Source organism: Dolichospermum planctonicum (assembly GCF_005402965.1).
In the GTDB taxonomy this organism is placed as follows: Bacteria; Cyanobacteriota; Cyanobacteriia; order Cyanobacteriales; family Nostocaceae; genus Dolichospermum; species Dolichospermum planctonicum.
Genome location: NZ_BJCF01000039.1, coordinates 13,884 through 35,523, shown reverse-complemented (window position 1 = coordinate 35,523; position 21,640 = coordinate 13,884). Strand labels below are relative to the sequence as shown.

General features: G+C 36.2%; 18 protein-coding genes and 1 pseudogene. 12 read left to right on the top strand and 7 right to left on the bottom strand.

All coding sequences use genetic code 11. From position 1 onward, the window contains the following. Positions 1-3: 3 nt before the first annotated feature. Positions 4-3,498 carry a transcription-repair coupling factor gene (mfd, locus tag FFO06_RS15735; RefSeq protein WP_137908882.1) on the bottom strand — a complete coding sequence of 1,165 codons (3,495 nt, stop codon included), beginning with the start codon at positions 3,496-3,498 and terminating at the stop codon, positions 4-6. Between the two features lie 417 nt (positions 3,499-3,915). On the opposite strand from mfd, the gene FFO06_RS15730 reads away from it, so the two are divergent. The 3 genes from FFO06_RS15730 to FFO06_RS15720 all read left to right on the top strand — a co-directional run bounded on the left by FFO06_RS15730 (position 3,916) and on the right by FFO06_RS15720 (position 6,012). Further along, positions 3,916-5,226: a hemolysin family protein gene (locus FFO06_RS15730; RefSeq protein ID WP_028084457.1), complete on the top strand. Its 1,311-nt coding sequence runs from the start codon at positions 3,916-3,918 to the stop codon at positions 5,224-5,226. 101 nt (positions 5,227-5,327) lie between these two features. After that, the gene (locus FFO06_RS15725; RefSeq protein ID WP_137908881.1) at positions 5,328-5,627 is read left to right on the top strand and encodes a type II toxin-antitoxin system HigB family toxin; all 300 of its coding nucleotides are present in this window, start codon (positions 5,328-5,330) and stop codon (positions 5,625-5,627) included. Further along, positions 5,611-6,012 (top strand): helix-turn-helix domain-containing protein, encoded by a 402-nt coding sequence (locus tag FFO06_RS15720; protein ID WP_236097162.1) that lies wholly within the window; start codon positions 5,611-5,613, stop codon positions 6,010-6,012. The genes FFO06_RS15725 and FFO06_RS15720 overlap by 17 nt, the downstream gene beginning before the upstream one ends. Positions 6,013-6,410: 398 nt before the next feature. Here FFO06_RS15720 and rpiA read toward each other — a convergent pair whose 3' ends face one another. Together rpiA and FFO06_RS15710 are read right to left on the bottom strand one after the other, a co-directional pair. After that, on the bottom strand, positions 6,411-7,121 hold the full coding sequence (gene rpiA, locus FFO06_RS15715; protein ID WP_137908879.1) for a ribose-5-phosphate isomerase RpiA: 711 nt from the start codon (positions 7,119-7,121) through the stop codon (positions 6,411-6,413). A 177-nt stretch (positions 7,122-7,298) separates the two neighbouring features. Further along, the gene (locus FFO06_RS15710) at positions 7,299-8,237 is read right to left on the bottom strand and encodes a putative 2-dehydropantoate 2-reductase (RefSeq protein WP_137908878.1); all 939 of its coding nucleotides are present in this window, start codon (positions 8,235-8,237) and stop codon (positions 7,299-7,301) included. 114 nt (positions 8,238-8,351) lie between these two features. Between FFO06_RS15710 and FFO06_RS15705 the strand changes: the two genes are divergently transcribed. Both FFO06_RS15705 and FFO06_RS15700 read left to right on the top strand, forming a co-directional pair. Beyond that, a complete protein-coding gene (locus FFO06_RS15705) occupies positions 8,352-8,753 on the top strand; it encodes a fasciclin domain-containing protein (RefSeq protein ID WP_028082616.1) in 402 nt (133 codons plus the stop codon). Positions 8,754-8,955: 202 nt separating this feature from the next. Beyond that, positions 8,956-9,285 (top strand): hypothetical protein, encoded by a 330-nt coding sequence (locus tag FFO06_RS15700; RefSeq protein ID WP_137908877.1) that lies wholly within the window; start codon positions 8,956-8,958, stop codon positions 9,283-9,285. Positions 9,286-9,428: 143 nt separating this feature from the next. On the opposite strand, the gene FFO06_RS15695 is transcribed toward FFO06_RS15700, so the two are convergent. Together FFO06_RS15695 and FFO06_RS15690 are read right to left on the bottom strand one after the other, a co-directional pair. Beyond that, complete coding sequence (locus FFO06_RS15695; protein WP_201275475.1) at positions 9,429-9,647, bottom strand: hypothetical protein; 219 nt, start codon at positions 9,645-9,647, stop codon at positions 9,429-9,431. A gap of 372 nt (positions 9,648-10,019) precedes the next feature. Further along, a complete protein-coding gene (locus tag FFO06_RS15690; RefSeq protein WP_137908876.1) occupies positions 10,020-11,378 on the bottom strand; it encodes a UDP-N-acetylmuramoyl-tripeptide--D-alanyl-D-alanine ligase in 1,359 nt (452 codons plus the stop codon). 155 nt (positions 11,379-11,533) lie between these two features. On the opposite strand from FFO06_RS15690, the pseudogene FFO06_RS21215 reads away from it, so the two are divergent. The 3 genes and pseudogenes from FFO06_RS21215 to FFO06_RS15680 all read left to right on the top strand — a co-directional run. Next, positions 11,534-11,707, top strand: a pseudogene (locus tag FFO06_RS21215) (DUF5615 family PIN-like protein); the annotation flags it as partial. Between the two features lie 118 nt (positions 11,708-11,825). Then, positions 11,826-12,863: a DNA (cytosine-5-)-methyltransferase gene (dcm, locus tag FFO06_RS15685; RefSeq protein WP_137908875.1), complete on the top strand. Its 1,038-nt coding sequence runs from the start codon at positions 11,826-11,828 to the stop codon at positions 12,861-12,863. After that, positions 12,841-13,911, top strand: coding sequence for a HaeII family restriction endonuclease (locus tag FFO06_RS15680; protein WP_137908874.1), 1,071 nt, complete (start codon positions 12,841-12,843; stop codon positions 13,909-13,911). The genes dcm and FFO06_RS15680 overlap by 23 nt, the downstream gene beginning before the upstream one ends. 68 nt (positions 13,912-13,979) lie before the next feature. Here the strand turns inward: FFO06_RS15680 and FFO06_RS15675 are convergent, their stop codons facing one another. Together FFO06_RS15675 and FFO06_RS15670 are read right to left on the bottom strand one after the other, a co-directional pair. Then, positions 13,980-14,561 (bottom strand): Uma2 family endonuclease, encoded by a 582-nt coding sequence (locus FFO06_RS15675; protein WP_137908873.1) that lies wholly within the window; start codon positions 14,559-14,561, stop codon positions 13,980-13,982. A gap of 61 nt (positions 14,562-14,622) precedes the next feature. After that, positions 14,623-15,321 (bottom strand): Uma2 family endonuclease, encoded by a 699-nt coding sequence (locus FFO06_RS15670; RefSeq protein ID WP_137908872.1) that lies wholly within the window; start codon positions 15,319-15,321, stop codon positions 14,623-14,625. 97 nt (positions 15,322-15,418) lie between these two features. Here FFO06_RS15670 and FFO06_RS15665 point away from each other — a divergent pair, with 97 nt between their 5' ends. From FFO06_RS15665 to sodB, 4 genes are all read left to right on the top strand, one after another. Continuing rightward, positions 15,419-17,902, top strand: a complete 2,484-nt coding sequence (locus tag FFO06_RS15665; protein WP_137908871.1) for a BsuBI/PstI family type II restriction endonuclease — start codon at positions 15,419-15,421, stop codon at positions 17,900-17,902. A 290-nt stretch (positions 17,903-18,192) separates the two neighbouring features. Continuing rightward, positions 18,193-19,719, top strand: a complete 1,527-nt coding sequence (bchB, locus tag FFO06_RS15660; protein WP_137908870.1) for a ferredoxin:protochlorophyllide reductase (ATP-dependent) subunit B — start codon at positions 18,193-18,195, stop codon at positions 19,717-19,719. Between the two features lie 494 nt (positions 19,720-20,213). Further along, positions 20,214-20,636, top strand: a complete 423-nt coding sequence (locus tag FFO06_RS15655; RefSeq protein ID WP_228036429.1) for a type I restriction endonuclease subunit R — start codon at positions 20,214-20,216, stop codon at positions 20,634-20,636. A 258-nt stretch (positions 20,637-20,894) separates the two neighbouring features. Continuing rightward, complete coding sequence (sodB, locus tag FFO06_RS15650; RefSeq protein WP_137908869.1) at positions 20,895-21,494, top strand: superoxide dismutase [Fe]; 600 nt, start codon at positions 20,895-20,897, stop codon at positions 21,492-21,494. The last annotated feature ends 146 nt before the right edge of the window (positions 21,495-21,640 follow it).

Sequence of the window (21,640 nt, the reverse complement as noted above, 5' to 3'; positions counted from 1 at the left end):
AACTCAAGGAGTTTCAGAAATTGCTCCTTGCATTTTCATGAAAGTATCAATTAAAGTCTGCAATTGTTGATCTGCTTTAAAAACTCCTAAACCTCTTGCTGTCACTTTTCCAGGAGAATAAACAAACCGAGATTTCATATTTGAAGTTAACTTTTCTGCTAATAGATTCCAAGCTGGTTCTTCCATTGGTGTTTCTAAAACAATATGCTGTTTATTCTCTGGTTTAATGCGACTAAATCCCAGGTTTTTAGCTAATTGTTTTAATTCCATCACGCGCAATAATTGATTTGCTGGTAGGGGTATAGTACCATATCTATCAGTCCATTCAGCAGCGATTTGTTTTAATTCATATTTTGATTTTACCGTGGCTACAGCGCGATAAGCACTCATTTTTTGATCAAGATCAGTAATGTAATTGGAAGGAATAAATGCAGTGAGATTAAGATCAATTTGCGTATCTTCAACTTTGGGTATTTCTTGACCTCTAATTTCTCGAATTGCTTCCTCTAACATCTCCATATACAAATCAAAGCCAATTGCATCCATTTGACCAGATTGTTCTGCACCTAGCAAGTTACCCACACCGCGAATTTCCATATCTCGCATTGCTAATTGATATCCAGAACCGAGTTGAGTAAATTCTTGAATTGCTCTTAATCTTTGTCTAGCGGCATCGGATAATTCTCTTTGTTTGGGGTAAAATAACCATGCGTGAGCTTGAATTCCCGCACGACCGACCCGACCCCGCAATTGATATAATTGAGATAAACCAAAACGGTGAGCATCTTCAATTAAAATTGTGTTAACTCGCGGAATATCTAAACCAGATTCGATAATTGTCGTACAAACAAGAATATCCGCGTCATTATTTCCGAAAGTCAGCATAGTTGATTCTAATTCACTTTCGTCCATTTGACCATGAGCGATCGCAAATCTTCCTCCGGGAACCATTTCCCGCAAATTTGCAGTGGTTTCTTCAATTCCGTCTACTCGCGGAACTACATAAAATACCTGGCCACCTCGATCTAATTCTTGACGAATTGCACTTCTGACAATTTCCGGTTTTAGGGGTGCGAGGTGGGTTTGAATTGGTCTTCTGGTGGGGGGTGGAGTGGTAATTAAACTCATTTCCCTAATTCCTGATAATGACATATACAAGGTTCTGGGAATAGGGGTAGCGGAAAGAGTTAAAACATCAACTTCTGTTTTCAGACTTTTGATTTTTTCTTTTTGATTAACTCCAAATCTTTGTTCTTCGTCAATTACTAAAAGTCCTAAATCTTTAAATTGCACACTTTTTCCTAATAATTGATGTGTACCAACTACTATATCTAATTCCCCAGTTGCCAGACGTTTTTGAATATTCCGTTTTTCTTCCGCACTACGAAAGCGATTGAGTAAACCTACATTAATTGGATAAGGTGCAAAACGTTCTTTAATTGTGTGATAATGTTGTTGAGTTAAAATTGTCGTTGGTGCTAAAAGTGCCACCTGCTTTCCTGCGGTGACAGCTTTAAAAATTGCCCTAATTGCTACTTCAGTTTTACCAAAACCCACATCTCCACATACTAACCTATCCATGGGTCTCTCACTTTCCATGTCCCGTTTTACGTCTTGTACCGCTTTTAATTGATCTGTGGTAGGATGATAAGGAAAAGAATCCTCCATTTCTTCTTGCCAAGGCATATCTGCGGGATAGGAAAAACCATGTTGTTGCGATCGCGCTGCATACAATTTTAACAAATCTACTGCTAATTTCTTAATCGCTTTTCTGACTTTATTCTTAGTATTATCCCAAGCTTTTCCAGTCATTTTATGCAGTTCTGGAGGTTTATCTGCATTGGTTCTAAATCGAGATAAAGAACCAACTTGATCAGCAGCAACTCTTAATAAACCATCTGCATATTGAACAACTAAATAATCACGGGTTTCCTCGTTAATTGTCAGACTTTCTAATTTGACAAATTTGCCAATTCCATGACTACGATGAACAACAAAATCCCCTGGACGTAATTTATTAGGATCAACTTGCTTAGATGTCGCTTGACGACGTTTACGGACATAGCCGAAATTAGCTAAGGAATGTTGTCCATAAAATTCTCTATCAGTGACAATAACTAACCGATAAGAAGGTAAAATAAAACCTTCTAATTCAGCTAAACCAGAATATTTTAGAGCAATTGGTGTATGATTAATTTGTAGTTTATCAATGGCTTGATAATCACGAGGATTGGGAATAAACTGCGCGGGACAATCGTGTTCTTGTAGCAGAGAAACCGAACGGGAAGGTTGAGCCGAAAGTATCCAAATTGCAAAATTGCGATCGCGTTCTTTCCTAATTGTCTCCGCTAATTTAGCAAATTGGTGAGGAGTCACCGGTAAAGGTCTACTCCCCAAATTCAAACCACTATTTTCTTCTGATAATTCTGATAAGTATAATTTTTTAAAATTACTAATTTCTGCTATACACTCATCAAAATTGCGATGAATTTTAGGTAATTCAACAGATAACTGACCACTGACCACTGACCACTGACTTTGAGCATTTTCCACCCAGCGATCGCTATGAGCATAACATTGCTCTGGCTCATCAATGGCCACAAAAGTATTTTTAGGTAAATAGTCAAGTAATGAAGCGGGTTTTGTAAAAGCCAACCCCAAAAACCGCCGACTCCCCTCTATATTGTCCTCCTTCATATCCCCTTCTAAAAAGGGTAAAGCGTCCGAATTTAACAATGTATCATCTTTCAATCCGTTTAAAATTATCGGTGCGAAACTTGTGGGAGTGAGGGTAATTTTTTCTACCTTCTCCAAAGCTGAACGCTGGGTAGACGGGTCAAATTCCCGAATTTGTTCAATTTCATCTCCAAACCATTCCAAGCGCACAGGTAACTCCGAAGACACCGGAAACACATCCACAATATCCCCTCGTCTACTCCATTGTCCTTCAGTTTCCACCAGGGGAACTCGTTCATATCCCAAAACAGTGATTTTTAGAGCAAATTCATCCAAATCAAAACCCATTCCTTTTTCCAAAGTCACAGAGAATGACTTAAACGCCTCCGGTGGTGGTAAATGTGGTTGTAATGCGCTTACAGTGGCAATAATGGCTATATTATTATTATTCTTAGCTAATTGACCAGCCACCGCTGACGACTGACAATTAACCAAATCAGTTAAAACCTGCATTTGTCCCCAACTTAACTCATTTTCAGGGTCAAAGGGTTCGTAGGGAGAAGCTTCCGAAGTAGGGTAAAAATGGACAGTTTTCCAGCCCATGGCTTCCATTTGGGCGAAAACCCGCCCAGCTTCCTCCAGAGTAGCACAGACCACGCACAAATTTTGATCTTCATAATTTGCTAATGCTGAAGCTACCAGTCCCTTGGGGAAACGAGAAATCCCATTTAACCGCAATTCCTGTTGTTTGTTGAGTTTAGTGATTAGTTCTGCGGTCAGCAAAGATCGGGACAAAGCACGGACAATAGAAGAAAATGGCATAAGTTTTACGCTAAATTGGCAGTTGTTACCGATATGAAAATCTAGAAGCCCTTGATATCAACTATTTTAAAAGTTTTAATCGCTCTCTTGACAGTGAAGGGGCAAAAAATCTAGCCTAGAAATGATTTATCAAGTCAACCTTAGATCAACCAGACTGGATTTAACTTGTATAATTCTAGTAACATCTTACTAAAGCGTGTTACTTTCAGCGTAACACACCCTACTGAATATTTACTTGATAATTAGACTCTTAACTGCTAATAGATAGAAGAAATCTGACCACTACTTTGTTTATAGTCAAAGTATTTAAGAGAATCACCTAAAATAATGGATACTAAAATAAGTCAGATTTAATTAACATTAGCCCGAATTTTGGAACTCCGTATAATTTTACTCTTTATACCAGCAATTTTAAAAATGTCTTCCCTCTCTTTTGAACTTTTCACAATTTTGGTGCTAATTTTCGCCAACGGTGTGTTTTCCATGTCGGAAATGGCCGTAGTCTCGTCCCGGAAAGTTAGACTACAGCAGTTAGTTAACCAAGGGGATATTAACGCTAGGGCTGCATTAAAATTAGCAGAATCTCCCAATCATTTTTTGTCTATTGTCCAGGTGGGGATTACACTGATTAATATTCTTAATGGTGTATTCGGAGGTGCTACTATTGCCAAAAGACTAGAAGACTATATTAAGCTAGTCCCCATTTTAGCCAATTATAGTAATGCGATCGCTTTTGGGATAGTGGTTTTACTAATTACCTATTTTTCCCTAATTGTCGGTGAACTCGTACCCAAACGTCTCGCTTTAAATAACCCCGAAAAAATCGCCGCTTTTGTAGCTATACCTATGCGGGCTTTAGCAAGAATCGCCTCACCTGTAGTTTATCTTTTGAGTGCATCTACAGACCTAGTATTGCGAATTTTAGGAATTACACCCTCAGAAGAACCCCAAGTCACAGAAGAAGAAATTAAAATCTTAATCGAACAAGGTACGGAAGCAGGGACCTTTGAAGAAGCCGAACAAGACATGGTAGAAAGGGTTTTCCGATTAGGCGATCGCCCCGTTACCTCCTTTATGACACCCAGACCTGATATAGTCTGGTTAGACTTGGAAGATCCTGCTGAAGAAAACCGCCAAAAAATGACCGAAAGCGCCTACTCTCGGTATCCAGTTTGTCAAGGGGGATTGGATACAGTTCTCGGTATAATTCCTGTCACCGACTTACTAGCCAGAAGTTTACGTAATGAACCCTTAGATCTAACCCTGGGATTACGTCAACCCGTATTTGTTCCCGAAAGTACACGGGGATTAAAAGTTTTAGAACTATTTAAGCAAACCGCGACTCACATGGCCTTAGTCGTAGATGAATATGGAGTCATACAGGGATTAGTTACCCTGAATGATATCATGAGTGAAATAGTCGGTGATGTTCCCGCAGGACCAGGACAAGAAGAACCCCAAGCAGTACAAAGGGAAGATGGTTCTTGGTTAGTAGATGGAATGTTAGGAATAGAAGAGTTTTTAGAACTATTTGATCTCGAAGAATTAGAAACTGAAGAAAGGGGAAATTATCAAACATTAGGAGGTTTTGTGATCACCCATTTAGGACGTATTCCCGCAGCAGCAGATCATTTTGAATGGGATAATATGCGCTTTGAAGTTATGGATATGGACGGAAATCGGGTTGATAAAGTATTAGTTGTACCCAGGAGAATGAATAATGGGTAATTGGTAATTGGTAATTGGTAATTGGTAATTGGTAATTGGTAATTGGTAATTGGTGATAAACTAGAAATTATCTATTTATTGTCTTTAATTTTTCTTGTTTAATGCACGTTATCAGCCGGAAAAAGCTCAGAGATTTTTGTCAGGAACACGCAAACAGTTGTGAAATTCTTGACGACTGGTATATTACTGCTAGTAAAGCTGATTGGCGTAATTTAGTACAAGTACAATCTGTTTATCCTAAAGCTGAAGCTGTTGGTAATTTCACAGTTTTCAATATTAAAGGCAATAAATACCGTTTGATTTCTAGTATTAATTATGATAAACAGGTAATCTATATTAAATATGTCTTAACTCATGCAGAATATGACAAAGACTACTGGAAAAATGACCCTTACTTTTAATTCAGACGCTTACAGCAAATTACTGTCCCAGTATCAACCACGAGTAATAAAAACGGAGGAAGAAAATGAGCAGTTTTTAGCAGTTGTGGAAGATTTACTTTCTCGTTCTCATCTAACTTCAGAAGAAGATACCTTATTGGAGTTATTAATGAGGCTAATTGAAGACTTTGAAAGTCAGCATTATCAGTTAAATATTTCTACTCCTGCTTCAAGAATTTTGCATTTGCTGGAAGCGCAGGGTTTGGAAACAGATGATTTAATTTCTATTTTTGGTTCAAGTAATTTGGTTTCTCAGATAATTAATGGTGAGGTGGGAGTGACGCAAGAACAAGCTAATATTTTGGGGAAATTTTTAAAAGTCGATGCTAGTTTGTTTGTTAGCTAAAAAACGACTTTTTCAGCAAAATCCCATTTTTGTATCATGGGTATTTCTGATTCCGAAACACTCCCACAATCACAGCAATTCCCGTTTTTATGAAATAAAATATCAGAGATAGGTTAAATATGCTTTCATGACGATATCTATTTTTATTCTTTCTGGGCTTACCTCCTAACTTCGGAAACTGCTGTATTAACCATATAAATAACATATAAATAATCAAATATGTTCAGGTATTTCTCTCTTCCTCTGCGACCTTTGCGCCTCTGCGTGAGACAAAAAATCCCGTTCACTGATACCAGACTCAATAGATAATTTATTGAGTTTCAGTTAGAAAAAAGGGTACTAAAAAACCATTTTCTTCCTTTTTTCTAACCATTAACTTACACCATTACATCAAAAAATTAAAGCTGTCTAACAACAGGTTTACCGTCAATAACCTCACCGACAAGAACGATATCTGCACAATTGACGAAAATACCATTTTCCAGAACACCAGGAATATTATTCAGAGTTTTTTCTAGATTTACAGGATCTTCGATCTGATCAAATGTCACATCTAAAACCATATTACCTTGGTCAGTGATCACAGGTCCTGCTTTTCTTACACCCATACGCAGTGTTGGCTTACCACCGAGCGATTTAATAGCATTAGTGACAGGAGTAAGCGCCATAGGAATGACTTCTACAGGGACAGCAAACACAGAACCCAGTTTATCTACTAGTTTACCACTATCAACGACCACAATAAACTGTGTTGCCAAGTAATCTACAACCTTTTCGCGGGTATGCGCGGCACCACCACCTTTAATTAAGTTTTTATGGGGATCTACTTCATCCGCACCATCTATAGCAATATCAATATGGTCCACAGCGTCTAAAGTAGTGAGGGGAACGCCATACTCTTTTGCTAAAACTTCTGACTGAAATGAGGTGGGAATACCGACAATATCCTCAAGTTCTCCAGATTTGAGCCGTTCTCCTAAATACTGAATTGTGTAGGCTGTGGTTGAACCTGTACCCAAACCGACTATCGAACCTGATTTTACCAAATTGGCCGCGGCCTTGCCAACTTCTTGCTTCATCAATTTAACTGGGTCTGCTGGTATGGACATTCTTTAACTCCTGAAAAACTCATGCCAAGGTACTGTTACAGCCGACTATACTACAAAAGAGGATCAATTTAGCTTAGTAATTATAGGAGTTATGCAAAATATCTGGAGAAACTCTTTCCTTCGTGGTTCATTATTCAGTGACTTGTACCTAAGTCCTAAATTAGTTAAACTTAAAATTTATTTTCTCATTCTCATATCCAAAAACTTCAATTGTTGATATAAACAGCGAATTTGTTGTAAATTTACACCCGCTGCTTCGGCTTTTCTAAATGGATTACCAAAAATTGCTTCTATCTCTAAAGGACGACATTCATCAAAATCAATCTTCATACTGGTGCGGTAGGGTTTCATTTTTACAGTGTAATCTAACATGGTTTGAATAAAACTTTCAGGAATAATTCTGCCTGTACTTTTTGCCCCTGCTGCTACTTCCCACATCAAATTTTCTACTAATTGTCGAGTATGAATATCTGCCATTAATTCATCAGTTCTCGCATCAAGAATTACAGATAAACCATTGTAGGGAATATTCCAGACTAATTTTTTCCACCGTCCTAATAGTAAATCTTCTAATAGTTCTATGGATATGCCCGCATTTTCAAAATCTGCTGTAACTTCCCGCATTTTTTGAGTAATGCCAGTTAATTGATAATTAGATGTATATTCCCCCAAAGTAATTTGTCCATAATCTAAATGATGAATATGCCCTGGTGCAACTTTATTAGAACAGAGAAAACATAAGCCACCAATAATGCTAACATTGCTGACAATTTCCGCCACTTCTGCCTCTATATCCAGTCCATTTTGTAATACTAATACCGTCCCATTATCCTTAACTATTGGTGGTAATAGATCGGGTAAAAGTTGATTTTGAGTAGTTTTTAATGATACTATTACCACATCACACTGTGGCATCTTTTCTACATTGTTATAAGCATTAACTTGGGGGAGGGTAAAGTCACCGTCTTTAGACTCAATGATTAAACCGTTTTCCCTTACCTGTTGATAATCACTTTTGAGTAAATAGTGAACTTCTAAACCGGATTTTTGCAGTTTTGCACCATAAAATCCGCCTAATGCACCAGTTCCCAATATTGCATAAGTGCGTTTAACCATATTATGTATAGAAAAATCATCAGGTCAGATTTTACCAGAATTGTAGCTAATTAAACTTAAACATGATTTACTATTTTCTAGAACCTTTGCTAGATATAAGGTGAGGTAAAATTAATGGCTGATATTGTTGATATTGCAGTTAGTAATGATGCGTTTAAAACCTTGGTAGCGGCTGTGTCCGCTGCTGGGTTAGTAGAAACATTAAAAAGTCCCGGTCCATTTACCGTGTTTGCACCCACTGATGATGCTTTTGCCAAATTGCCCCCCGGCACAATTACAACTTTATTACAAAACCTTCCCCAGTTAGCACGGATTTTAACCTATCATGTCGTTCCTGGCAAGTTAACAAAGGATGATTTGGCAAAACTGGGTACAGTAACTTCTGTGGAAGGTTCTCCTATTAAAATTAATTGTGATCATGGTTTTGAGGTGAAAAATGCTACAGTTTTAGCCGCCGATATTGTTGCAGATAATGGCGTGATTCATGTTATTGATACTGTGATTTTGATGGGTTAATCCCACCTTTTCACTTGGGAAATCTTATAGAGACGTTTTATACAGCGTCTCTATTATGAATAAATTTAGTTGTCAAGGCTAATTCTTTAAAAAAAGTAACATAAATACTATGATTACTCACTTTTGATATACTATAATCTTATTAATCTATTATTTACAATAAAACTTAATCATAAGTACCGACAATTATCCCCAAAAATCAATGTTAGATTTCAACACCTTAGCTGAGTTTTCCCGCAACAACTGTATAGGCATTTGTGCCTTTCTTGTCCCGGCCAATATCCTAACAACCTTATTAACGATTATCCTCACCTTCCTAAATCGTCCCCTGGGTCAAGTATGGATATCTACAGGATTAGCCTGTTTATTTGCCAGTGTCATGGTGCTGCACGTTTATACTTGGTTTATGATTGGTGTAGTCATGGCACCAACTTATATTTTATTGTCCCTAGCAGTTACTTGTTTATTGACCAATCTTTTGCTAATTATCTGGCGGAGAAATTCTCTACAATTATTTTCTCTTGGTAAGTAACTACAACAAAAGTCAAAATTTCAGGAATACCAAAAACTGGATATTTGGCTTTTTTTATAAACAGTCAGAATAGTAGTTAAAAATATAAATCACTATTCTGACTATGGTTAATAGCTGTTAATCAACAGCTTATTTTTTAGGTTTTAGCAGTAACCCCAGCCGCAACAGGGATTATAACCGCCATAATAACGGCCATAACCGCCATAACCGCCATAACCGCCATAACCGCCATAACCATAATACCTATGTCCACCAACAACGTTTTGTACTTCCTCGGTAGCTAGTTCATTAAGAAAACTAGTAGCATCATTAAATAAATCATAACCGATAGGAAGTAGTGCAGATATTTGGATATTAGCCATGATAATTACTCCTTGATTTGATGAATTGTCTTGACAAAAGATAAATGAGATTAGACTTGCTATAGACTAACCTTACTTCTGATTCTTCCCAAAATCATTGATAAATTCAAGGCTTTGACCTCAATGGATAAGACTTAATTGAACTATTTTTGTCTAGTTATTCATGGTAATTAGCAGTTAAAAGATGTTTATTAATTTACAGTTTTTGAAACTTACCAGGAACGTATTTTAGAGATGTTTCATGCAACATCTCTACAAAAAATGTCATTTTTATTGTGGATTAGATTTACGGAAAATACCGACTTAATTAAGTTTATTTTGTCTAAATTACATGAGATAGACAACATATCTAAACCCAATATTCAATTGTCTTTAATTGGTAAATTCTGCCCGTAATTGATTAACAACTCGATCTAATCCCACAGAATGGGCGGCTTTGAATAATAAGCAATCTCCCGTTTGCATAAATGTTTTCAATCTTGTTACCAAATCAGTATGGGTAGTAAAACATTCACAAGATATATTATCGGCACTATTAGCAATAATTTCCGCATCTTGACCATCAACTAACACCAACAACCCATCAAGATGCAAATTTTTGACCATTTCCCCGACTTTTTGATGCAGTTCTGCGGATCTTTCTCCTAGTTCCTTCATAGCACCTAAAACCGCAATTTTCCGCTTTCCTGGTGTGTCTGCTAACAACTGTAAAGCAGCTAACATGGCTTCTGGGGCGGCATTATAGGTTTCATCTAAAATCACGATATCATGAGGTAAAGTGAAGCGTTGACTTCTACCTATGGGCATATTTACCATGATACCAGATTGTAATAATTGCCAATCAATTTCTAATACCTGAGCTACGGCTAAAGCTGCTAAAAAATTACTAGCATTATGACGACCAGGTAAGGGTAAAAGTAAACGCTTTCCAGCAACTTCTACGATTTCATTATTAATTAATTCTCCTTGAATATCACCACCAGAAAAACCGTAACTGATAACTTTACCCTGCCAAAATTTCGCTGCTGTCGCCATTAATCGGGGATTATCATAGTTAAGAATGGCGATACTATGATCTGGCATTGTGGCTAATAATTCACATTTAGCTTCAGCAATTGCTGCTTCTGAACCAAGTAATTCAATATGGGCTGTTCCCACATTAGTAATTACCCCAATTGTTGGTTTAGTAATTTCTGTGAGTTCGGCAATTTGTCCCCTTCCCCGCATAGCCATTTCTATAACAGCAAAATCATCTCCTTTCGTCAATTCTAAAAGAGTTTTGGGAACACCTATTTCATTATTAAAATTCCCGTAGGTTTTATGAACTTTTCCTTTTGTAGCTAAAACTGCGGAAATTAGTTCTTTAGTGGTGGTTTTACCTACTGAACCAGTGATGCCAATTACAGGAATAGAAAAGGTTTCCCGCCACCATTTAGCAATTTGCTGATATGCTTTTAAAGTATCTTTAACCCGCAAAATCGGAAAACCCGGATTTTGATTTTCATAGCCATAATCAACTATAGCCAATATAGCCCCTTTAGCGATCGCTGTTGGCACAAAATCATGTCCGTCAAACTTTTCCCCTCGCAAAGCCAAAAAGACCTCACCCGGTTGCAAAATGCGGGTATCTGTTTGTATACCAGCCAACTGGGCTAAGGTAGATACAGATACATTCACAGGTTCAGCTACAAGAACTTCAAGCAGTTGAGAGATAGTGGTAGAGACTGACATACTGATAAACGATAAGGTATTTTAAAGGTAATAACCTTATCATTTTTTGTGTCACGTGGACATAGTGCTATAATTTAGTTTATATTGTACTACAAGTTTTTTCAGAAAATCGCTAAAATAGAAATACACTTGCTACTTATGAATTACAGAGACTATATTACAATCGAAACTCGCTTCATGTTCGGGATGTAGGGATGAAAGCAATAATAGACCCGATAGTTTGGAATGATGCAAAAGATAATGATTTGATGATTGTCTCGAAAGATGCCTGCCATTGCTTGCTCTCTCATAATCGCACTGAAAATTTGCAACTGCATTCAAACCAGTAATAAGGTGCGTTACATTTCATTAACGCACCCTACAGGATTTGCTGTATACTGAAACAATAAGTATTATAATATCAGCTTAAAATCATGTGTATATCAATATTTAACAATGAGGATAAAAATGATTAAATTCATAGATTTGTTTTGTGGTACAGGGGGATTTAGAATAGCCGTTGAAATGATTTGTAATCAGTATAATATTTCCTCTCAATGTGTTTTTTCTAGTGATATTGATATAGACTCGCAAAAAATATATACAGCAAATTTTGGAGAAACTCCAGCGGGAGACATTACTAAAATTAATGAAAATGATATTCCAGAACATGATATATTATTGGCTGGTTTTCCCTGTCAACCTTTTAGTATTTGTGGAGAACTTAAAGGTTTTGCAGATACCAGAGGTACATTATTTTTTGATATTGCTAGAATTATTCAAGCTAAAAAACCCACAGCTTTTATATTAGAAAATGTCAAACAGTTACAAGGACATCAACAGGGAAAAACGTTAAAAATTATTATTGATAATTTACAAGATTTAGGATATTACACAGATTATAAAATTGTTAATGCCTTAAATTTTGGACTACCACAAAAACGAGAAAGAATTTTAATTATAGGTTTTAAAAATCAACATCATTATGAGAATTTTAAATGGCCATTGATAAAAATTCCCATGCAACCATTATCAACAATATTAGAAAATTCCGTTTCTGACTTTTATTATGCTTCGGAAAAGATTAGACAAAATCGGTTACAAAAAGTTAAACCTAATCAACAAGATGATCAACCAACAATATGGCATGAAAATAAATCTGGTAATATTAGTGTATATCCTTATTCTTGTGCATTAAGAGCAGGAGCATCCTATAATTATCTATTAGTTAATGGAGAAAGAAGGTTAACTGAAAGGGAAATGTTGAGATTACAGGGTTTTCCTGAATATTATCAAGTGGTGGGAAGTTATCAAACTATGAGGAAATTGACTGGTAATGCTATTGCTATTCCCTGTGTGGCTAGTGTTATTGATGTTATGATTAATCTGATGGTAACAAAAAGTATCAAATCTAGTGTATCTAAAAATCCACTATTTCATCAATTAAATCTTTTTGAAAATAATTCATCTATCTCAAAAAATTATGTACACAATTCAAGAAGCTAAAAAACAACTTGATATGCTGATCAAAAAAGCTAGGGTTGATATGTATAAACCTATTCAAATTGCAGAAGTTTTGAGACGTTCACCTTTAGAGAAAGATATTGATATCTTGGACAAGGAAACATATAGAACTCAGTCACGCCAATGGCGTGATTTGGTTACGGACAGATTATTAAATAAAGTATCTACATCTTCATCTAAATATCAAGATGATATATGGACTAAAACAGCAATGCCTCCTGAAATACTTTCAGTTCTTGATCAAGAAAATAAACGTACTGAAGGAGGAGTAGAGCATTACATATATCTAAGTTTTGGTGAAAGACAATCCACTATAAGTAGCGTGATTGAATATATAAATAAAACAGCAACAGATAAATTTAGTTTAAAATATTTATTAGAATTATTTGTTACTCAACCTGGAATTAGAAGAAGTATTGATAAAGCCTATGAAATTGTAGCCTATAGTTTGTTTGAAACTATTGTTGTAGCTCTTGATGCAGAAATTAATATTTCTATCCCTCCTGCAAAACAAGATATATTAAATGAATTTTCTGATTTAGCTAAAGTATTATTAGGGATTGAAAAAGGGAAAAACTCATGGGGATTTAAAGCTCATATCTATCGAGTAGGAGTAACTAATGCCGCAGATAGAGGTTTAGATATGTGGGCGAATTTTGGACCAGCAATTCAAATTAAGCATTTAACTTTAAATCCTGAATTAGCACAAAATATTGTTGATCAGATAGAAAGTGATCATATTGTTATTGTTTGTCGTGATGCTGATGTAGCTGTTATTAAAATGATTACAACACAAATTTCATGGGGACAAAGAGTAAGAGGTATTGTTTGTCAATCTGAACTAATAAATTGGTATGATCTTTGTTTGAGAGGTAAATATGCTCAAATATTATCTCAGCCATTAATTAATTGTTTATCTGATAGTTTTAGAAAAGAATTTCCTCACTCTATTGCTTTAACTGAATTTTTAGCAGAAAGAAACTATCCACCTTTAGATACATTAAATGAAAATTGGCGCATTATAGGATAAGTTATCGCTCAAATACAAGAATACAAATCTTTTTGATACAGATCAAGCTAAATGTGAATATTTAAAGGTTATGTAATTTTTATCCCTCCTCGAAATTCCCGCAGTGCTTGAGCATGATTTTCTATATTAACACAACGCATCAATAAATCTACATCTAAACTCGGTAAAAGTTGCGATTTACTAACAGCCTCATATCCCTCATTTCCTAAACTATAAAACAATAATTCATCATTCATCCAAAACCAAACTTCAGGAATTTGTAACCGTTTATATGCTTCCAGTTTATTAATTCCTCCACTACTAACAACCACCTCAATTACTAAATCAGCACGTTTGCTATTTGGTCCAAATTCATAAGATTTATCGCCTTCTTTTTTAACTTTTTCAAATTCATTTTCTAAAGTAACAGAACCAGTAGGAGTAAAATCTAACTCCAAAAATTCTAAATAAATTTCTAGTAAAGCACCAATACGTTCTTTGATAATTTGATATTTTTTACCTGGGTTTTTACGAATCTCCAAAACTCCATCTAAAAAGGATAACTTTACCCCTGGGCGGTCAATTAGCTGTTCAACAGCTTTAAATTCTCTCCAGGTTAAGTCGCTAATTAAAATTGGTTCTGCTTCGCGTTCAATGATTGTAGTTATCATAATTTAAACCCAAAGAGATTGAATTTATTGTATCTTAAATTCCCATGTATAACCGTTATTTCTAATCGCTTTTCAAATCACCTAATTTCTCTATAAAATCTGCGTGTTCAACAGACTGTAAACCAGTTTGTAAAACATTCAATACAACTTGCATATTACCTGTTAATAATTCATTTACCGCTAACCATAAACCTGGAAATACCCGACTTTGTAAAACTCCCTCTTCATTAGGTGCTAATTCTAAATATTCACCTTCTTGTAAGGAAAACCAACTTAATTTTTCGTCCAAAACTTGCCAAACAATATATTCTCTCACACCATTGCGACGATAAGCCTGTTTTTTGCCATGGAGGTCAATAGCCACACTACTAGCAGCAATTTCTACAACTAATTCTGGTGGACCCTCAATATAATCATCCTCACTGATGCGAGTTTGACCTCCTGCTTCTGGTATAATAATCAAAACTGCATCAGGTTGGGGTTCGTTATCTAAATCTAGCCGCACTGTGGGTTCAACTCCTAAAGCCACACCAGGGGTTATGGCTTCATAATTACCAAGCCATGTTAAGATGCGACCATGAGGTTGTCCATGACTTCTAAAACGCAGAGCAGCAGACATAATATAAACTATTCCTTCGATTAATTCAGCTTTTTTCGGTTTAGATACGGCATTGTATCGCCGTTCAAATTCATAACGGGTGAGTTTGTCCCCGTTTGTCAAAGGAGGAATTATCGAAGCTGGGAAGGGTATTTTTACCATAATTTTCTTAATGAGTAATGAAGCCCTGAACGAATTATAACAAATTATTCAAATTTTTCATAATTTCTGGACATTTTACTTTCTATAAATTGATAATATGACAACTTTCCTCACAGATTCTCTAGATATAAATAGATTTCATTTTTCTTCAAGATTGAACTTAAAACAAAGAAGTGAATTAGGTCAGTTTCTAACTCCTGCACCGATTGCGAGATTTATGGCAGGACAATTTAACAATTTATCTGGTCATATTAGTTTACTAGATCCTGGTGCGGGTGTTGGGTCTTTAACTGCTGCTTTTGTAGAGCGATTATTAATAAATGCTGATCAAATTGAGAGTTGTTTAATTACAACCTATGAAGTAGAAGAAACCTTTTTACCCTGTTTAGAACAATGTCTTAGAGAATGTTGTAATGCTTTACAAAACAAGGGAATAAAAGCAGATTATTCTTTGCAAAATCAAAGTTTTATCGAGAGTGTTGGTAAAACCAGTTTACCGCTTTTTACTAAAAATTACCACAATTTTACCCATGCAATTCTAAATCCACCTTATAAGAAAATAAGTAGTAAATCAACTGAGAAAAAAATACTATCAAAGCTGGGAATTGAAACGGTAAATTTATATAGTGCATTTGTTTGGCTATCCATATTACAGCTTTCTCAAAATGGTGAAATAGTTGCAATTACTCCCAGAAGCTTTTGCAATGGTAGTTATTTCCGGCCTTTTCGCAAAGCTTTTCTAGAAAAAATGGCATTTGAAAATATTCATATATTTGCAAGTCGCTCCTTAGCTTTTGCACAAGATAATGTTTTACAAGAAAATATTATTTTTCATGCTGCTAAAACAGAAGTTAAACCTAAATGTATAGAAATAAGTATTAATTCAGAACAAGAATTAGATAATTGTTCAGAAATCAGACTTGTTCCATATAACCAAGTTATTGAAACAAATGATCCTGAGATGTTTATTCATATTCTTACCAACTCTCTGGAAGATGCTGTAAAAGTGCAAATAGATAAATTTTCATCTACATTAGATGAACTTGGTTTAGAAATTTCAACTGGTCAAGTTGTAGATTTTCGTCTTAAATCATCTTTAAGAAATTCCTTAGATGATCAAAACGTTCCCTTAATTTACCCAGAATCTATAAAACCAGGAAAAATTTTATTTCCTCCCACAAAACCGAAAAAATCAATTGCTATTGAAAATAATCAACAAACACAAAAATGGTTAATTAAACCAGGATGGTATGTTTTAATCAAGCGATTTTCTGCTAAGGAAGAAAAACGTCGTATTGTTGCTGCTGTCTGTTCTCCTATAAATTCACCCGCGCTGGGTATAGAAAATCATCTTAACTATTATCATGCTAAGGGAAAGGGAATGAATCCTGACCTAGCAAGAGGTTTAACAGCATTTCTCAATTCAACTTTATTTGATAACTATTTTCGGCTGTTTAGTGGTAATACACAAGTCAATGCAACAGATTTGCGTAAAATTAGATATCCCTCTCAAGAGGATTTGATGCAACTGGGAAGCCAAATTGATGAATTTGTATTTGACCAGGAAAAACTTGATACACTTGTTCACAAAACTCTGTCAATTATGAGTGAAGCAATAAACGCAATTCAAGCTAGTAAACGTATTCAAGAAGCACTAACTATTCTGAAAGAAATTTCTGCACCAAAAGAACAGCAGAATGAAAGATCCGCACTGTGCTTACTTGCATTAGCAGATATTCGACCGGAAACTTTTTGGAATCAAGCAACAACTCCCAAACGCAGAATTACTGAAATGATGGATTGGTTTCGTGATTATTATGGAAAACAATACGCACCAAATACACGAGAAACTGTGAGAAGACAAACAATGCACCAGTTTGTACAAATGGGTTTAGTTGTGGAAAATCCAGATCAACCAAAGCGACCAATTAATAGCCCTAAATGGTGTTATCAACTTCAACAAGAAGCACTTTTGTTGATACAATCATACAACTCTGACCAGTGGGAAGAATCTCGTCGTAATTATGCTATTTCTGTCAAGAATTTATTACAGGATAGAACTCGAAATATCCCCACAATTCCCGTTAGTTTACCCAATGGACAAGCAATTTATCTATCAGCAGGTGGACAAAATAATTTAATCAAAGACATTTTAGAAAATTTTTGTCCCAGATTTACACCAGGAGGTTTGGTTCTTTATCTAGGTGATGCTGGGGATAAATTTATTATTAATGAAAGTCAAAATCTTAGAGAAATGGGAGTAGAGTTAGATCCTCATGGTAAAATGCCAGATGTTGTCGTTTATTATCAAAAACAAGACTGGCTAATCTTAATAGAAGCTGTAACCAGTCATGGTCCTGTTAACTTAAAACGACACAATGAACTAAAACAACTGTTTAAATTTAGTAGCAAGGGATTAGTTTTTATGACTGCTTTTCCTACTCGCAAGGAAATGACTCGGTATCTAGCTGAGATTTCTTGGGAAACAGAAGTTTGGGTAGCAGACCAACCAGATCATTTAATTCATTTTAACGGAGAGAGATTTCTTGGACCATACGAAAACCGGGAAAATCTTTCTTGATATTTTGGCGGTACTAATTCTATCAATGATTGAAAGTAAGTATATAAATGATTTTTGTTAGTTTTAGTACAAATATCCCTAAAAATTATTAAGATTTATTTACTTAAACAACATAAATATTGTTTAAGTTAGGGACCATAACCCAGTCAGTAACTAGGTTTTAGCATCTCTCACAGCAAATAACCCCGTAACAAACCTTATTTGTTCATAGCCAATAGATTTGAGAAAATCAGAAGCGATTTAATAATCAAGCACTTATAGTTATTTAAGTTGCAAAGGGAGAAGACCGGATGAAATTAGCTTACTGGATGTATGCAGGACCAGCCCACATTGGTACTTTGCGGATTGCTAGTTCTTTTAAAAATGTTCATGCAATAATGCACGCACCCCTGGGTGATGACTACTTTAACGTCATGCGTTCCATGCTATCGCGGGAGAGAGATTTCACTCCAGTGACAACCAGCGTCGTTGATAGAAACGTTTTAGCCCGTGGTTCTCAAGAAAAGGTAGTAGACAATATCACCCGCAAAGATGCGGAAGAACACCCCGATTTAATTATCTTAACTCCTACCTGCACTTCCAGTATTTTGCAAGAGGACTTACACAACTTTGTGGAACGGGCGCAGTTGGAAGCAAAAGGGGACGTAATGCTGGCGGACGTAAACCATTACCGCTACAATGAACTACAAGCCGCAGACCGGACTTTACAACAAATTGTCCAATATTACATTGACAAAGCCCGGAAGCGGGGGGAATTATCAACACAGAAAACCGCTAAACCCTCGGTTAATATTATCGGCGTTTCTACCCTTGGTTTCCACAATAACCACGACTGTACCGAACTTAAACGGTTAATGGCTGATTTGGGAATTGAGGTCAATATTGTCATTCCTGAAGGTGCTTCGGTTCACGAGTTGAAAAATATGCCCCAAGCTTGGTTTAACTTAGTTCCTTATCGGGAACTGGGGTTAACAACGGCTAAATATCTAGAAGAACAATTCGGGACACCTTACGTAGATATTACGCCCATGGGTGTTGTAGAAACTGCTAGATGTATACGTAAAATTCAGCAGGTAATTAACGCCCAAGGTGCTGAGGTGAATTATGAAGACTTCATCAATGAACAAACTCTTCATGTATCCCAAGCGGCTTGGTTTTCCCGTTCTATTGACTGTCAGAACTTGACTGGGAAGAAAGCGGTGGTTTTCGGTGATAATACTCATGCAGCGGCTTTAACAAAGATTCTCTCGCGGGAAATGGGGATTCATGTGGTTTGGGCGGGTACTTATTGCAAATATGATGCTGACTGGTTTAGAGAACAGGTGAGCGAATATTGCGATGAAGTATTAATTACAGATGATCATGGTGAAATTGGGGATGCGATCGCTCGTGTTGAACCTGCTGCTATCTTTGGTACACAGATGGAACGTCACGTTGGTAAACGTTTGGATATTCCTTGCGGTGTGATTGCAGCACCAATTCACGTGCAGAATTTCCCCATTGGTTACAAACCATTTATGGGTTATGAAGGTACAAATCAAATCACAGATTTAATCTACAATTCCTTCACTTTGGGAATGGAAGATCACCTTTTAGAGATATTTGGTGGACACGATACAAAGGAAGTAATTACCAAAGGAATTTCCGCAGAATCTGGTTTGAATTGGACAAAAGATGGACAAGCAGAATTGAATAAGATTCCTGGTTTTGTGCGCGGGAAAGTGAAGCGAAATACGGAAAAGTTTGCCCGTGAACGTGGGTTTAAGGATATCTCCGCTGAGGTTTTGTATGCTGCGAAGGAGTCTGTAGGAGCATAGGGTTTCCGTGGTTGATTAATAAGATTAAGGGGTATCCTAAATGGATGCCCTTTTTGCTTATTTAATGCTAATTTGAGCTTCATTTAAGTTGCCCAGAATATTCATACTTAGTTTACTATCTTTGTAGTAAATATAAATTTATTATACATAAGTGTGATGACAATGCCATCGAATTTAGTAATTCAGGATGCTAAGATCACCAAATACTTACTGGTGTATCAGCCTAAAAGTGATAAATCAGGATATTTGGCTTGAGCCGGATATAACTTAGATAACTGGGAAGTTCTCAAAAACGATCTAATAAAAGCTGTGAAAGGTTCTGAAATTTCAGATGTTACCCCAACTGGTTATGGATCTCAGTTTACTGTTAAAAGTCAATGCCGTGGTCCAAATGGCCGCTTACTTAGGTTATCACTATCTGGCAACAGGATGAAGGAACAGAAGTATGAAGATTTATAACTTTAAAACCTGATAGATCAAAGGAGAATTAAAAGATGACAACAGCCACCTTATTCCAATGGGTGGAACTAAAACAAGATGTTCCTAACAGCCCTGTAAAAGCTGGTAATAAGGGGGTTGTTTTAGATCATCTATCCCAACTAATTAACTCCTTAAATGAAAGATTTGGTACAGATTTTACCTTAGCAGATCAACTGTTTTTTGAAAAAATTACCGAAACAGCGATCGCTAATGATTCTATCAAAAAAGCTGCTCAAGTCAACACTAAAGAAAACTTTGCTCCTGTGCTAGAAAAGCATCTAGAAAACCTCTTTATTGAACGCATGGACGGGAATGAAAAAATATTTATGGAGGTGATGAATAATGAAGAATTTAGAGCAATGGTGTTAGAAAAATTACTATCTAGTATTTATGAGACATTGAACCGAAATGTAGATGAAACCGGCAATAGCAACTAAAAAGGAGCGATTTTTACCAGTCTACAAGGGTTTGAGGCTCATTTACAGCAGTTTCTATAACACTTTGGTACAATAATTGAGTAGATAAAAGTAAATCCTCGCTAATTCGTGGAAATTTTCACTTTAGTAGTAGAATAACAATGTTAAGTTTTATGTGCCGACCTTGAGGATATAAAACAAGACCATACAAAACCTGTAATTTCCGAAGCTTCTTTCATAGCTTTTAACAAGACAACAGTAAAGAGAGGATTTCACAACATGACATTTACACAACCCCCCTTACCTTTTGCTTCTGATGCTTTAGAGTCTTACGGCATGAAAGCTGAAACCTTTGAGTACCATTATGGTAAACATCATAAAGCTTATGTAGATAATTTGAACAAGCTAGTTGATGGTACAGAATTAGCTCACAAGTCTTTGGAAGAAGTAATTCAAATCGCTTTTGGTGACTCTGCTAAGGCTGGAATCTTCAACAACGCGGCTCAAGTTTGGAATCACTCTTTTTTCTGGAATTGCTTAAAACCCGCAGGTGGTGGCGCTCCTACAGGCGCATTAGCTGCTAAAATTGCACAGGATTTTGGTAGCTTTGACAAATTCAAAGAAGAATTTTCTACCGCTGCTGCTACTCAATTTGGTAGTGGTTGGGCTTGGTTAATTGATGATCATGGTACACTAAAAATCATGAAAACACCAAACGCCGAAAACCCCCTCGCTCATGGTAAAAAAGCGCTTTTGACCATTGACGTTTGGGAACACGCATATTACATTGATTTCAAAAATGCTCGTCCTGCATTCATCAAGAATTTCCTAGATAATTTGGTGAACTGGGATTTTGTCGCTGCAAATTTTGCTGCTTAGATTTTAATTGATACAGCAGCTTTCAGCAGTTAGCAGTAAAACCCTTGTTTGTGCAAAGCTTTGTGGCTCAGACAGGTACCTCATTGACTTGCAGTTGTAAAAGTATCATTATCATTAGATAGGTCTTATTGAGAATAGCTGACCTA